The sequence below is a fragment of the Nostoc sp. MS1 genome, from assembly GCF_019976755.1.
In the GTDB taxonomy this organism is placed as follows: domain Bacteria; phylum Cyanobacteriota; class Cyanobacteriia; order Cyanobacteriales; family Nostocaceae; genus Trichormus.
Map to the genome: position 1 here is coordinate 4,012,333 of NZ_AP023441.1, position 14,794 is coordinate 4,027,126.

General features: G+C 44.3%; 8 protein-coding genes, 2 tRNA genes, 3 rRNA genes and 1 pseudogene. 12 read left to right on the forward strand and 2 right to left on the reverse strand.

What is annotated here, in order from left to right:
- The first annotated feature begins 39 nt into the window (after nt 1-39).
- The 8 genes from NSMS1_RS17355 (at nt 40) to NSMS1_RS17390 (ending at nt 8,272) form a co-directional block, all read left to right on the forward strand.
- Nucleotides 40-1,528 (forward strand): 16S ribosomal RNA (locus NSMS1_RS17355).
- 119 nt (nt 1,529-1,647) lie between these two features.
- Nucleotides 1,648-1,721, forward strand: a tRNA-Ile gene (locus tag NSMS1_RS17360).
- Between the two features lie 86 nt (nt 1,722-1,807).
- A tRNA-Ala gene (locus tag NSMS1_RS17365) sits at nt 1,808-1,880 on the forward strand.
- 188 nt (nt 1,881-2,068) lie between these two features.
- A 23S ribosomal RNA gene (locus tag NSMS1_RS17370) occupies nt 2,069-4,896 on the forward strand.
- 61 nt (nt 4,897-4,957) lie between these two features.
- Nucleotides 4,958-5,075 (forward strand): 5S ribosomal RNA (gene rrf / locus NSMS1_RS17375).
- Together the 16S, 23S and 5S rRNA genes with 2 tRNA genes alongside form the textbook arrangement of a ribosomal RNA operon.
- A 269-nt stretch (nt 5,076-5,344) precedes the next feature.
- Complete coding sequence (gene pgl / locus NSMS1_RS17380; protein WP_224085977.1) at nt 5,345-6,067, forward strand: 6-phosphogluconolactonase; 723 nt, start codon at nt 5,345-5,347, stop codon at nt 6,065-6,067.
- A gap of 462 nt (nt 6,068-6,529) precedes the next feature.
- Nucleotides 6,530-7,426, forward strand: coding sequence for an FHA domain-containing protein (locus tag NSMS1_RS17385; protein ID WP_224085979.1), 897 nt, complete (start codon nt 6,530-6,532; stop codon nt 7,424-7,426).
- A gap of 102 nt (nt 7,427-7,528) precedes the next feature.
- Entirely contained in the window at nt 7,529-8,272 is a 744-nt protein-coding gene (locus NSMS1_RS17390; protein ID WP_224085981.1) for a M50 family metallopeptidase, read from the forward strand.
- A 188-nt stretch (nt 8,273-8,460) separates the two neighbouring features.
- Here the strand turns inward: NSMS1_RS17390 and NSMS1_RS17395 are convergent, their stop codons facing one another.
- Nucleotides 8,461-9,846, reverse strand: coding sequence for a carotenoid oxygenase family protein (locus tag NSMS1_RS17395; protein ID WP_224095261.1), 1,386 nt, complete (start codon nt 9,844-9,846; stop codon nt 8,461-8,463).
- 85 nt (nt 9,847-9,931) lie between these two features.
- Complete coding sequence (locus NSMS1_RS17400; RefSeq protein WP_224085983.1) at nt 9,932-10,918, reverse strand: hypothetical protein; 987 nt, start codon at nt 10,916-10,918, stop codon at nt 9,932-9,934.
- 321 nt (nt 10,919-11,239) lie between these two features.
- Between NSMS1_RS17400 and NSMS1_RS17405 the strand changes: the two are divergent.
- The 4 genes and pseudogenes from NSMS1_RS17405 to NSMS1_RS17420 all read left to right on the forward strand — a co-directional run.
- A pseudogene (locus tag NSMS1_RS17405) lies at nt 11,240-11,410 on the forward strand (histidine phosphatase family protein); the annotation flags it as partial.
- 34 nt (nt 11,411-11,444) lie between these two features.
- Entirely contained in the window at nt 11,445-12,575 is a 1,131-nt protein-coding gene (locus NSMS1_RS17410; RefSeq protein WP_224085985.1) for a succinylglutamate desuccinylase/aspartoacylase family protein, read from the forward strand.
- A 360-nt stretch (nt 12,576-12,935) separates the two neighbouring features.
- A complete protein-coding gene (era, locus tag NSMS1_RS17415; protein WP_224095262.1) occupies nt 12,936-13,910 on the forward strand; it encodes a GTPase Era in 975 nt (324 codons plus the stop codon).
- A 96-nt stretch (nt 13,911-14,006) separates the two neighbouring features.
- Entirely contained in the window at nt 14,007-14,684 is a 678-nt protein-coding gene (locus NSMS1_RS17420; RefSeq protein ID WP_224085987.1) for a response regulator, read from the forward strand.
- Nucleotides 14,685-14,794: the final 110 nt, after the last annotated feature.

Here is a 14,794-nt window from a genome sequence, read left to right on the forward strand (position 1 = left end):
TGTAAAAAGAGCAGCCAATGAGCTAAAAACAAAATCTTCAAAACGGAGAGTTTGATCCTGGCTCAGGATGAACGCTGGCGGTATGCTTAACACATGCAAGTCGAACGGTCTCTTCGGAGATAGTGGCGGACGGGTGAGTAACGCGTGAGAATCTGGCTCCAGGTCGGGGACAACAGTTGGAAACGACTGCTAATACCGGATGTGCCGAGAGGTGAAAGATTTATTGCCTGGAGATGAGCTCGCGTCTGATTAGCTAGTTGGTGTGGTAAGAGCGCACCAAGGCGACGATCAGTAGCTGGTCTGAGAGGATGATCAGCCACACTGGGACTGAGACACGGCCCAGACTCCTACGGGAGGCAGCAGTGGGGAATTTTCCGCAATGGGCGAAAGCCTGACGGAGCAATACCGCGTGAGGGAGGAAGGCTCTTGGGTTGTAAACCTCTTTTCTCAGGGAATAAAAAAATGAAGGTACCTGAGGAATAAGCATCGGCTAACTCCGTGCCAGCAGCCGCGGTAATACGGAGGATGCAAGCGTTATCCGGAATGATTGGGCGTAAAGGGTCCGCAGGTGGCAATGTAAGTCTGCTGTCAAAGAATGAGGCTTAACCTCATCAAGGCAGTGGAAACTACATAGCTAGAGTACGGTCGGGGTAGAAGGAATTCCTGGTGTAGCGGTGAAATGCGTAGAGATCAGGAAGAACACCGGTGGCGAAAGCGTTCTGCTAGACCTGTACTGACACTGAGGGACGAAAGCTAGGGGAGCGAATGGGATTAGATACCCCAGTAGTCCTAGCCGTAAACGATGGATACTAGGCGTGGCTTGTATCGACCCGAGCCGTGCCGGAGCCAACGCGTTAAGTATCCCGCCTGGGGAGTACGCACGCAAGTGTGAAACTCAAAGGAATTGACGGGGGCCCGCACAAGCGGTGGAGTATGTGGTTTAATTCGATGCAACGCGAAGAACCTTACCAAGACTTGACATGTCGCGAACTTTTCTGAAAGGAAGAGGTGCCTTAGGGAGCGCGAACACAGGTGGTGCATGGCTGTCGTCAGCTCGTGTCGTGAGATGTTGGGTTAAGTCCCGCAACGAGCGCAACCCTCGTTTTTAGTTGCCAGCATTAAGTTGGGCACTCTAGAGAGACTGCCGGTGACAAACCGGAGGAAGGTGGGGATGACGTCAAGTCAGCATGCCCCTTACGTCTTGGGCTACACACGTACTACAATGCTACGGACAGAGGGCAGCTAAACAGCGATGTCAAGCAAATCCCGTAAACCGTAGCTCAGTTCAGATCGCAGGCTGCAACTCGCCTGCGTGAAGGAGGAATCGCTAGTAATTGCAGGTCAGCATACTGCAGTGAATTCGTTCCCGGGCCTTGTACACACCGCCCGTCACACCATGGAAGCTGGCAACGCCCGAAGTCATTACTCCAACTTTTCGGAGAGGAGGATGCCTAAGGCAGTGCTGGTGACTGGGGTGAAGTCGTAACAAGGTAGCCGTACCGGAAGGTGTGGCTGGATCACCTCCTTTTTAGGGAGACCTACCCAACTCAGTGACCGAAAGCACAAAGCAAATAGGAAGTGAGATGGTCTACTCTAGGTCGGTCGTAGATATTGTTGAAGCTTTCAAACTATGATTTGGTTCGATATGGGCTATTAGCTCAGGTGGTTAGAGCGCACCCCTGATAAGGGTGAGGTCCCTGGTTCGAGTCCAGGATGGCCCACCTGAAGAATTTTAGATTTTAAATTTTGGATTTTAGATTGTATTTTTAAATCTAAAATCGCAAATCCAAGATCCAAAATTCATGATGGGGGTTTAGCTCAGTTGGTAGAGCGCCTGCTTTGCAAGCAGGATGTCAGCGGTTCGAGTCCGCTAACCTCCACCTGAAGCGAGAAGCTAACAAAAAAAGAATTAGGAAAAAGTCAGCAACTAATAGAGAGAAACTCGTTAGACTGCTGGGTGAATGCCTAGCCAGAACCTTGAAAACTGCATAGAAACGCGATTTATAAGCAGGCAGACACAGACATCCAATGGGTGTTGAGTGGATGCAGGTGGAAACCAATGTATTGTGGTCAAGCTAATAAGGGCTAATGGTGGATACCTAGGCACACAGAGGCGAAGAAGGACGTGGTTACCGACGAAATACTCCGGGGAGTTGGAAGCAAACATTGAGCCGGAGGTGTCCGAATGGGGCAACCCTATGTACAGCCTGTTGAATATATAGACAGGTATGAGCCAACCCAGCGAACTGAAACATCTTAGTAGCTGGAGGAAAAGAAATCAATAGAGATTCCCCAAGTAGTGGTGAGCGAAAGGGGAAGAGCCTAAACCAAAGGGTTTACCTTTTGGGGTAGTGGGACAGCAATATCGAATCCAGCGATTAGACGAAGCAGCTAAATACTGCACCAGAGAAAGTGAAAGTCTTGTAGTCGAAAATTCAAGGATAGTAGCTGCATCCCGAGTAGCATGGGGCACGAGGAATCCCATGTGAATCAGCGAGGACCATCTCGTAAGGCTAAATACTACTGTGTGACCGATAGTGAACCAGTACCGCGAGGGAAAGGTGAAAAGAACCCCGCAAGGGGAGTGAAATAGAACATGAAACCATTAGCTTACAAGCAGTGGGAGTCCGATTAAACGGATGACCGCGTGCCTGTTGAAGAATGAGCCGGCGACTTATAGGCACTGGTAGGTTAAGACGAGAATGTCGCAGCCAAAGGGAAACCGAGTCTGAAAAGGGCGATAATCAGTGTTTATAGACCCGAACCCTGGTGATCTAACCATGGCCAGGATGAAGCTTGGGTAACACCAAGTGGAGGTCCGAACCGACCGATGTTGAAAAATCGGCGGATGAGTTGTGGTTAGGGGTGAAATGCCAATCGAACCAGGAGCTAGCTGGTTCTCCCCGAAATGTGTTGAGGCGCAGCGGTAATGATTATAGTCGGGGGGTAAAGCACTGTTTCGGTGCGGGCTGGGAGACCGGTACCAAATCGAGACAAACTCAGAATACCCGATGTACACATTGCCAGTGAGACGGTGGGGGATAAGCTTCATCGTCAAGAGGGAAACAGCCCAGACCACCAGCTAAGGTCCCCAAATCATCGCTAAGTGATAAAGGAGGTGAGACTGCACAGACAACTAGGAGGTTTGCCTAGAAGCAGCCACCCTTGAAAGAGTGCGTAATAGCTCACTAGTCAAGCGGTCTTGCGCCGAAAATGAACGGGGCTAAGCGATGTACCGAAGCTGTGGGATTAACTAAACATTAATCGGTAGGGGAGCGTTCCGTAGTAGGTAGAAGCAGTAGCGGCGAGCAGCTGTGGACGAGACGGAAGTGAGAATGTCGGCTTGAGTAGCGCAAACATTGGTGAGAATCCAATGCCCCGAAACCCTAAGGGTTCCAGAGCCAGGTTCGTCCACTCTGGGTTAGTCGGGACCTAAGGCGAGGCCGAAAGGCGTAGTCGATGGACACAGGGTCAACAATCCCTGACTAGTATACGGGAGCATTATTAGGGACGCATGAAAGATAGCCATACCCTGATTGGTTTGGGAGGAGTTTACGAACTCCGCGTGGCCAAGGATAGTGTCAAGAAAAGCTAGTAATGTGATGAACGTATGTTACCCGTACCCGAAACCGACACAGGTAGGGAGGTTGAGAATACCAAGGGGCGCGAGATAACTCTCTCTAAGGAACTCGGCAAAATGGCCCCGTAACTTCGGAAGAAGGGGTGCCCACCTCAGACGTGGGTCGCAGTGAAGAGATCCAGGCGACTGTTTACCAAAAACACAGGTCTCCGCAAACTCGTAAGAGGAAGTATGGGGGCTGACGCCTGCCCAGTGCCGGAAGGTTAAGGAAGTTGGTCAGTGGCAACATGAAGCTGACGACCGAAGCCCCGGTGAACGGCGGCCGTAACTATAACGGTCCTAAGGTAGCGAAATTCCTTGTCGGGTAAGTTCCGACCCGCACGAAAGGCGTAACGATCTGGATGGTGTCTCAGAGAGAGACTCGGCGAAATAGGAATGTCTGTGAAGATACGGACTGCCTGCACCTGGACAGAAAGACCCTATGAAGCTTTACTGTAGCCTGGAATTGTGTCCGGGCTTCGCTTGCGCAGGATAGGTGGGAAGCGTTGAAGCAGTCCTTGTGGGGACTGTGGAGCTAACGGTGAGATACCACTCTGGCGAAGCTAGGATTCTAACTTATTTCCATTATCTGGAAAAAGGACAGTTTCAGGTGGGCAGTTTGACTGGGGCGGTCGCCTCCTAAAAGGTAACGGAGGCGCGCAAAGGTTCCCTCAGCACGCTTGGAAACCGTGCGGCGAGTGTAAAGGCATAAAGGGAGCTTGACTGCAAGACCGACAAGTCGAGCAGGTACGAAAGTAGGCCTTAGTGATCCGACGGCGCAGAGTGGAATGGCCGTCGCTCAACGGATAAAAGTTACTCTAGGGATAACAGGCTGATCTCCCCCAAGAGTCCACATCGACGGGGAGGTTTGGCACCTCGATGTCGGCTCATCGCAACCTGGGGCGGAAGTACGTCCCAAGGGTTGGGCTGTTCGCCCATTAAAGCGGTACGTGAGCTGGGTTCAGAACGTCGTGAGACAGTTCGGTCCATATCCGGTGCAGGCGTAAGAGCATTGAGAGGAGCCTTCCTTAGTACGAGAGGACCGGGAAGGACGCACCGCTGGTGTACCAGTTATTGTACCAACAGTAAACGCTGGGTAGCCATGTGCGGAGCGGATAACCGCTGAAAGCATCTAAGTGGGAAGCCCACCTCAAGATGAGTGCTCTCACTACATTAAGTAGGTAAGGTCACGGGCAGAACACCCGTTGATAGGCTCTAAGTGGAAGTGCAGTAATGTATGTAGCTGAGGAGTCCTAACAGACCGAGGGCTTGACCTCATCATCATTGGCAAATATCGCGTTTCTGGCAGTCTTCAGGGTTTTGTACCCACTAAGTTTTCCTGGTGCCTATGGTGCAGTGGCACCACTCTGATCCCATCCCGAACTCAGTTGTGAAACGCTGCTACGGCTACGATAGTTGGAGGGTTGCCTCCCGCCACAATCGCTCGGTGCCAGGTTCTTTTTTTAACAAAAGGCGCTCTCAATTAATTACTGAGGGCGCTTTTTTGTTTGGCTAGGTACTGTTAAAGCAGGCGAATCTTATGACGATGAAACCCTTAGTTAGTACAACTGACTACTGACATTTCACTACAGAAAATGATAAGGATAAACCATGTTGAACTATAACCACCCTATTGCTGATGTTAAGAGTTTCAAAAGTTAAAAAGGTGGTTTGTCAGAAGTTAGGTATGGTATTGCTGGAAGCAGGCAATGTAATGATAAAGCCATGAAAAAAACGGTTGAAATCCTAGCGGATCAAACGGCGTTAATTGCGCGATCGCTCGATTTGATCTTGACCAAGTTAGATAATGCTATTAAACAACAAGGGCAATTCACTCTTGCCTTAGCTGGTGGTAGCACACCTAAGCCGTTGTATGAAGCGATTGCTACCCAAAAATTACCTTGGGATAAAATCCACGTTTTCTGGGGCGATGAACGATATGTTCCCCCAGATCATCCTGATAGTAATGAACGGATGGCGCGTCTTGCATGGCTAGACCAGGTGAATATTCCCACTACAAATATTCACGCTGTCCCTACCTTAGATAATGATCCGGCTGTGTCGGCTGCTAAATATGAACAGCACCTACAAACATTTTTTAGCTCTAAACCCGGAGAGTTTCCTGCTTTAGATGTAGTGTTGTTAGGAATGGGTGATGATGCTCATACTGCATCTTTATTTCCCCACACAGAAGCTTTACAAGTACGCGATCGCTTAATTACTGTGGGTAATAAAGACGGTAATCCCCGTATAACCTTCACATATCCGTTCATTAACGCCGCCAAGAGCGTAATTTTTTTAGTTGCGGGTGCTAACAAGCGGCCAGCCCTAGCACAAGTCTTTGCAGACAGTGCAGATGACTTAGCTTATCCATGCCGATTAATTAAGCCTCAGAGTGAACTGTACTGGTTATTAGATGCAGCCGCAGGTGCGGAACTCTCAGCTTGATTTTCCCATCACGAGTAATTGTTAAAATCGGAAGCTAGAGTCACCTCCTTGCTGCATTTTTCATGAAGACAAACCTAACCTTTGGGTTTCTCACCCAAGCAAGACTTAGCGATGAGAATGGAAAATCGCAGTTTTGGGTAGGAAATGTCAGGGTGTAGTGGTGTAGGTATTTAATATCCCTTAACACACGCCAGTTTGCTCAAGTCGGGAAACCCTTTCGGCAGTTCCTCCTGGGGGAAACCCCAGGAGGAACTGCCTCACCCCGCAACTGGCTCCCCTACACCTCAAAAAACGAAAACTTTCGTTGCACAAGACCAACTCCAAAATTCATTATTCAGAACCAAACTCAAAAACTCTGGTTAAATCTGGATTTGGGAATTTTGAACTGGTATAAGTCCTGCTAAAGTTAGTTTTCTTGTTAGCACTATATTTTAGGATGCTCTTGAACAAAGGCTTAAATCAATGATCGTCTGCCCAAATTGCAATCACCCTAACCCAGATGGCGCTGTCCAATGTGAAGCTTGTTACACGCCGTTACCAGCTACTAGCAACTGTCCTAACTGTGGCGCTACTGTACAATCTGATGCTGCTTTCTGTGGTCAGTGTGGCTTTAACCTACACTCAACCGCCGCACCTGCTGCTACTGTCGCTACAGTCGCCCCTGATGTTCCAGTAGAAGTACCACCTCTAGTTGCTCCCGATCCACTTTTAGAGTTACTACAACCCAATGCGTTAGGTATTGATCCTGTTGCTAACCAAAGTCCACCTACGCCCTCACCCTTACCACCAACAGTAGTGGCCGCATCACAAACACCCCCAGCAGTAGTAGAAATTACCCCTGCACCACCACCAGTTGTTGAAGCTCAACTTGTAGCACCTCCACTAAGTATTCCGACTCCTCCACCTGAACCTGTAACACCACCTGAACCTGAACCTGCGCCGATGCAAGCAGTAGAACCTCCGCCACTACCTGCACCGGAACCTGCACCTGTAGCCCCACCTCCATCTCCTGCTAGAACACAGCTACAGCAAATTACAGCACGGTTAGTTCACGTTCAAAGCGATCGCGAAATAGAATTACCCCCCAGCCTGTCTGTGATTCATATTGGCAAGCCCAATGATCGCATTCCTCCAGATATCGATGTTTCCGGCTTTTCCAATTCCGAGATTGTTTCACGGATACATGCTGATATTCGCCTTGAAGGCGATGCACACTACATAGAAGATGTGGGAAGTTCCAACGGTACTTACATTAACAATTTGCCCCTATTACCGGGCAATAGACACCGCCTCAGACCAGGCGATCGCATCAGTTTAGGTAAGGGAGATTTGGTAACATTTCTGTTTAAACTCGCTTAGAGTATAGGGGTGTAAGGTAATAGACGTTTCACACCTTACACCCTTATTTCTTGATATAAGTACACAATAGTAATAATTACGAATTACGAACTACAAATTAATATGAGTCAGCCAGGGAAAGATTTTGAAACCTTACTTCACCGAGAAGCCCCTCCAGAAGTAGAGCGTATGGGACTAACTTGGTTAGTAGGAGCTGCGATCGCTACAGCCTTACTATGGCAGATTCCAGGTGGAGATTATATTTTATACCCCTTTACTATCCTTGCTACTTGGTTTCATGAAATGGGTCACGGCTTAATGGCTTTGCTTTTGGGTGGTGAATTTCAGAAATTAGAGATTTTTAGTAATGGTTCCGGTAGAGCAACTTATGCCATCAGAACATTACTAGGCCCCATTGGCCCTGGTTTAGTCGCCGCAGCCGGGCCGATGGGGCCACCACTTGCTGGTGCGGCTTTGATTTTAGCTTCCCGTAGTTTTACAACCGCCTCCCTCAGTCTCAAAATCTTAGGAAGTTTTTTACTACTTTCTACATTAATTTGGGTACGTTCCTGGTTTGGACTGGTGGCAATTCCCCTATTGGGTTTATTTATCTTGGGAATCTCTCTGAAAGCTCCTCGATGGATGCAGGGAATCGCTATTCAATTTTTGGGTGTACAAGCCTGTGTCAGTACCTATCATCAATTAGATTATTTATTTAGTTATACGGCTGGCCCTTTAGGATTGTCTGATACAGCCCAGATACAAAGATATTTGTTATTACCTTACTGGTTTTGGGGTGGATTGATGGCGATCGCATCCTTAATTATTCTTGTACAAAGCCTCCGGCTTGCTTATCGTGAAGAGTAATGCTAATTTAAAATCCTCCTGGCTAATTACTTATAATATGGTTGATTTAATTGGTAATGGGTAATAGGTAATCAGTAATTGTTTGTTACCATTACCAATTACCAACCCTCAAAATAAGATAAGTGTTTAAGCGGACATGATATTAATTTAAGATAGAGAATTTTTCTCGTTTATCTCTCTCTAGGTGATCAAATCCTACCAAAGTTTAACTGTTCTTCAGAAACCCATGTACTATGAAAACCGTAGGGTACTCGCTGGGGAATTAAAACCCGCGCTACAGGTTCATTATTGACATCTTGGGCGTTGACTACAACTAATTCAGAAGTATCTTCAGCCGTGTCATGAACGTAAGTGAGTAACCAGCCGTCATCTTCTGCTGTTGTATGAGGACGGGGTACGAAGACAGGTTCACCACCGTAACGTTCCCTACCGTATTCATGGGTTTGAGATTTACCATTGTTGAAATCGCATTTAATAACCCCATCAAACAAAGGTAAAAGACTTTTTGCTGCCTTACCAGCATAGCCATATTGGGTTTTTCTACCCAAAAGGTTCTCATTTACGCGGGGAAATTCGGCGGCGACATCATCTAGCATTTCCTCATGTACTTTTCCTGTGTTGAGGTTAAAGCGCCAGCGATGTAAGCGAGGGATGTCTGCATCAGAGTCAGTATCTTTAGATCCTAGAATAGTAGTGGAACTCATGCGACAGGCAATAAGCACTACTTCGTCTTTGTCTTCATAAGCGTTGAAGGTATGGAAGACGTAGCAGGAGGGAGCTTCAAACCAACGAATCTGACTATTATCACCATGACGGGGTACTATACCGAAGCGACTGGAGCGATCGCGCTCAAACATCAGCATGGGTTCTCCCCGTTTCATTCGTTCTACACTAAAAGTTAAGGGTAAATCCATGAAAATAGTGTAGTTTTCGGTGATAGCGAAGTCGTGCATTATCACACCTACAGGCAATTCTATCGGTACTGTCCGCAGGAGTTCCCCGACTGCGGAAACTACGCTGTAATGCAGATAAGGTGGTGCAAATGAGTAGCCGAAAAACATCATTTCTCCAGTTACCGGATCTACTTTAGGATGAGCGGTAAAAGCAGAACTCAGCTTGCCATTATATGTGTACTCACCAATAGTTGCTAACTCAGGAACCTGAATGGCGTGGGGTGCGCCGCCTTCCCATAGTGCTAGTAGTTGTCCGGCGTGCCAAATTAGAGCAGTGTTAGCAGTATTCTTACTGGGTAGGTCTGCTTGTGGTGGTTCCAAAAATCCAGACCAGACAGCCTTACCTGCTTCATTTTCAATTTGCCATCCTTTGGTGCTGACGTAGCGATTGCAATAAGTAGCTTTACCATTCTGGAGTCTGACACCATGTAACATCCCATCACCATCAAACCAGTGATACTTACCAATGGGTGTCCATTGGGGGTTGGGGCCGTTGCGGACAAACATCCCCGATAAGTCGGGTGGTAGTTCTCCAATAACTTTTAAGGTATCAGTAGTAATTTCTTTACGGACAGGTGCAAAGTTCCCATCTAAATAAGGATTGACTGCTGTGGTCGTCATGGTGTTGGATGAAAGGCGAGTAAATCTATTTACCATCTTAGCGATCGCATTCACTCGACTTTGCACAACACCCAACAAGTCTGCTTTAAGATACAGATACTTTTCCTGACTTGGACAACTTACCCTTCAGGAAAAGTATGTAAGTGCTGATAATGCCTAAAGCGGCAATGTTTGTAGGTTCAGGAACGGTTTTTAAGTTTTCTAATTGAGAACAATCAGCTAGACTACCGTCATCAATACTACCTAAAGAAGCACTAGCATCTAAACAGATATCAACTTTAGCCAAATTTGCCAATGCTGCCTTTAAGTCGGCTCCTGCATTGACTTTAACACCGTTTTGATTAATTTCTACCCCCAGCGTAACTTGACCCGTTTTTTGAATAAGTTCTGTGGGGTTACTTAAAGAGGGTAGTTGAGCTTGAGTTGGATTTATCACCGTTGCATTTGTCTGAGAATCAGTAGAAGCACCTGCTATTGAGCCAACGGCGGTGCTAGTTGTTTCTTGGAGTTGAGCAGTAACATCATTTGTTAGTTTAACGACTGCTGTAGCATCAGTCATATTTTGAACTATTTGTGTAGTGTTATTCAGTATTGGTAGTGTAGATTGAACTGGCTGTGTCACCAGTGTATTTGTTTGGGAAGTTGTAGCGATACCACTAGTAGAGTTGGTTATCTGTTGGATCTGGGAAACTGGTAGTGTAGATTGAACTGGCTGTGTCACCAGTGTATTTATTTGGGAAGTTGTAGCGCTACCAATAGTAGAGTTGGTTGTCTGTTGGATCTGGGAAACGGTAGGTTGGACATTTCCTAAAGAACTCAAAACATTGCTGGTAGTAGGTGTTACTGAAGAAATAGCACTACTAGTAGTTGGTATTGACAGAGGATTGGTATTGCTTGTAGTTGAAGTTAGCAGAGAACCAGTGTTGTTGGTAGTTGATTTAAGTGAAGGAGAAGAAGTTGTAAGCAGTCCTTTTGTTGATTTTAATTGAGCTGAGGCAGGTGTAGTTACAAAACAAATGCCCATCAGGCTGACGGCGATAGCAAGAATATTTGAAGTGGATTGCTGATTCATTGAAACTGTTCTCAATAATATACAACTTAGTGATAGGCAAAACCTATCCAAATTTATTTCTTAGAACCAGATAACCGCAAGTTATGAAATCTAGGATACTTATATGAGTTTTCTGAAAACTTTTACTCAATTAATCAAAAATCTTGGTATATACACTTTAATCATAAAATTACTTTTTACAAAAAAACTTTTAAAATGTCCTTTAAAGTAATGAATTAATTATTGTTTGCAGTATTTTTTCTGAAATTATTTATTTCTTAACTCTTAAACTTTTTATTTATCAGCTTATTGGTCGATTATATGAGTCTAGATTCAGATATAATTATTCTGTGTAGTTTGCTGGAAATTGATGTCGGACGCTTTCGTTATCGTTTAAACTGTCTAGTTGGTTTTGTGAGTCATGTGTAGTTTACTGCACACAGCCCTCTTTTAAAAACTTTAGGAGATCACACGCATTTAGACAAGAATTTACGTAATTTACCTGGAACTTGAATTAGTCATTAGTTAAGAACTAGATTTTATTGTTATGTTTCCTCACATTGAAACTATATTTTTGCGGCAGATGGCTTCGGGCGATCGCTTAAATTTACAAATCTACAAATTCATCGGCGCTCAACCTGGAAAAAAGGTTTATATACAATCAAATCTCCACGGTGCAGAAATTGTTGGTAATGCTGTTATTCATCAATTAATTGAGTATTTGGTATCAATCAATGACACTGATTTGATTGGGGAAATCTGGCTAGTTCCTGTATGTAATCCGATGGGAACTAATGAACGCGCTCAACATTTTTCTCCAGGACGATATTGTCCTTATGAGTCTAAGGATTGGAATCGGATATTTTGGGATTACGAAAAGGAAACTGATGATTTATTGGGTTTTGCCAAGTCTCAAGTTGATTCGAGCTTAGAGGAAATTCGCCAAAATTATTTGCATCTGATTCAAAAAAAGTTTACTAGGAATTTGACACAAATTAACTCTGCTGCTAGTGTACCTTATACTGAAAGATTTCGCCATCAACTACAATCACTCAGTTTAAATGCAGATTATTTGATTGATATTCACAGTTCTAATAATCAAGGTTTAGACTATATTTATTACTTCCGTCATCGAGAAGGAAGCGCGAGGTATTTCTTACTAGAATTTGGAATTTTATTAAATAAATATGATGGTGATGCTTTTGATGAAGCATTCATTAAACCTTGGTTGGCATTAGAAGATTGTTTTGCACAACTGGGTAAAGAAATTAAATTTGATATAGAAGCTTGGACTTTAGAATTAGGTGCAGGAATGCAAATGAATCCTGATTCGGTTAGTAAAGGTGTTCAAGGGATAAAAAATTATTTAGCTGAGAAAGGAGTTTTACAAGTTGATAGTTTACCTTTATCAGAAAGCCAATCTCACCAAATGTATTTTGTTCAAAGTCGGAATAGGACAAAATATTATGCGATCGCAGGTGGAATGATTCAATCTAGAGTAAAATTAGGTTCGCAAGTAAAAGTAGGGGAAAGACTATATCAAATCCTTAGTTTTAATAAAGAAAATCATCTACCTACTGTTATTGATGTTTTTGCGGCTGACACTGGATTAGTGTATGATGTTTCCACTAACCAAGCTGTAAATCAAGGTGAGTTTGTTTTAGGAATTATTTACTAACTCAAGCCTAAATATTTGATTTGCATCACACCTTTATCAATCCATGCTCATCTATAACCACACAATTAAATGATTTGACATAGCCATAAATTAAATATATTAAAAAGTTTTATAATATATCTAAAAAAATTTTACTTAAATCTCATCAACAAAGAAGCATAGAAGCTGCATTATCTCAATCCCCTTAAAGAAAGATAATTATTATTTATATTATGTATTCATATCTAATTTTCTTGAGATTAGAGCAAAATGTATTTAGTAGTAGATTAAACTGAAACAAGACAGTTCCCCCGAAATCCAGGGTGAATTTATGTGGGTTATGTGTCTGACGAAAAAATTAACTTATCCCAGCTAGAAAATATGACGGCGGAACTAACAGTGGCTAGTATTGATAATTACATCTCTCCTTTTTCGGGCGAAGTATCAATCCCCCAAGCTCCACCTGAATTTAAGTCTGGTTTTATTGGCATTATTGGCCGTCCTAATGTTGGTAAATCTACTTTGATGAATCAATTAGTAGGTCAAAAAATTGCTATTACATCACCAGTAGCTCAAACAACACGCAATCGTTTAAGAGGAATTGTTACTACACCAGAGGCGCAATTAATTTTCGTTGATACACCAGGGATTCACAAACCCCATCATCAATTAGGTGAAGTGCTGGTACAAAATGCGAAAATCGCTATCGAATCTGTAGATGTAGTGCTGTTTGTCGTTGATGGTAGCGTAGCTTGTGGTGCTGGCGATCGCTTTATTGCTGATTTACTCACCCGCAGCCAAACCCCCGTCATATTGGGTATCAACAAAGTAGACCAACAACCCGCAAATTTTCAACCTATAGATGATAGCTACCAGCAGTTAGCAGGTACTTATCAATGGCCGATAGTCAAATTCTCCGCTAAGACTGGTGCAGAATTACCTCAATTACAGCAAGTATTAATAGAACATGTAGATAACGGGCCGTACTACTATCCCCCAGATTTGGTAACAGACCAGCCAGAAAGGTTTATTATGGGGGAATTAATTCGTGAGCAGATTTTGCTACTTACTCGTGAAGAAGTACCCCATTCAGTGGCGATCGCTATAGACTTAGTAGAAGAAACACCAAGCATTACCCGCGTCCTGGCGACAATTCACGTTGAGCGTGATTCCCAAAAAGGTATCCTCATCGGTAAAGGTGGCTCAATGCTCAAATCAATTGGTAGCACCGCCCGTGAACAAATTCAAAAGCTAATTTCTGGTAAAGTCTACTTAGAATTATTTGTCAAAGTCCAACCAAAGTGGCGACACTCCCGCATCAGATTAGCAGAGTTAGGCTATCGGGTGGAAGAATAAATTTGGTCATTAGTCATTAGTCTTTAGTCTTTAGTTATTAAATTAAGAACTGTTGACTGTTAACTGTTGACCGTTGACCGTTGACTCAATAACACAATGTCACCAAATATTAGCTATCGTTTAAATCTACCTAATGATACTGCTCGGTTGCGAGTTTTGATTGTAGAAGATGATCCGATGATGCAACTGGGGTTGGAACAGTCGTTGATGGCGCATCCTCAACTTGAAATTGTGGGACAAGCGGAAGATGGTTATTTGGGTGTACAAGCTGCACTCAAACTTAAACCTGATTTGGTGGTGATGGATATTGGCTTACCGCGACTTGATGGTATTGCAGCCACACAACAAATCAAAGCTGCATTACCAGAAACTCATGTGGTGATGTTGACATCACACAAAACAGAAACAGAAATTATTGCTGCACTTTCTAGTGGCGCAGATGCTTATTGTATCAAAGGTGCGAGTGTTGATAGATTATTGAATGCGATCGCCTCTGCTGTTGATGGTGCAGCTTATCTCGATCCCCAAATTGCGCGTCAAGTGATTGAAAATCTCAAACCCCCAACAGCTAAGGGAAACACCGCAAATTTATCAGGACGCGAGTTAGAAGTATTAAAACTCATGGTAGAAGGATTGAGTAACCCAGAAATAGCTGAAAAACTTTATCTTAGTCCCAATACAGTTAAAACCCACGTTCGAGGCATTATGAATAAGTTAGCAGTTGATGACCGAGTACAGGCTGCTGTTGTTGCCTTGCGTTCTGGGTTAGTTTGAATTGGTCAGTTGTCAGTCATCAGGTTATTTCCATTCTCAACTCCCCACTATCACAAATTCCTCAACTTTGTAGTTTAAGCTCAAGCTGTAATCTTCCTTGTTGCAAACCA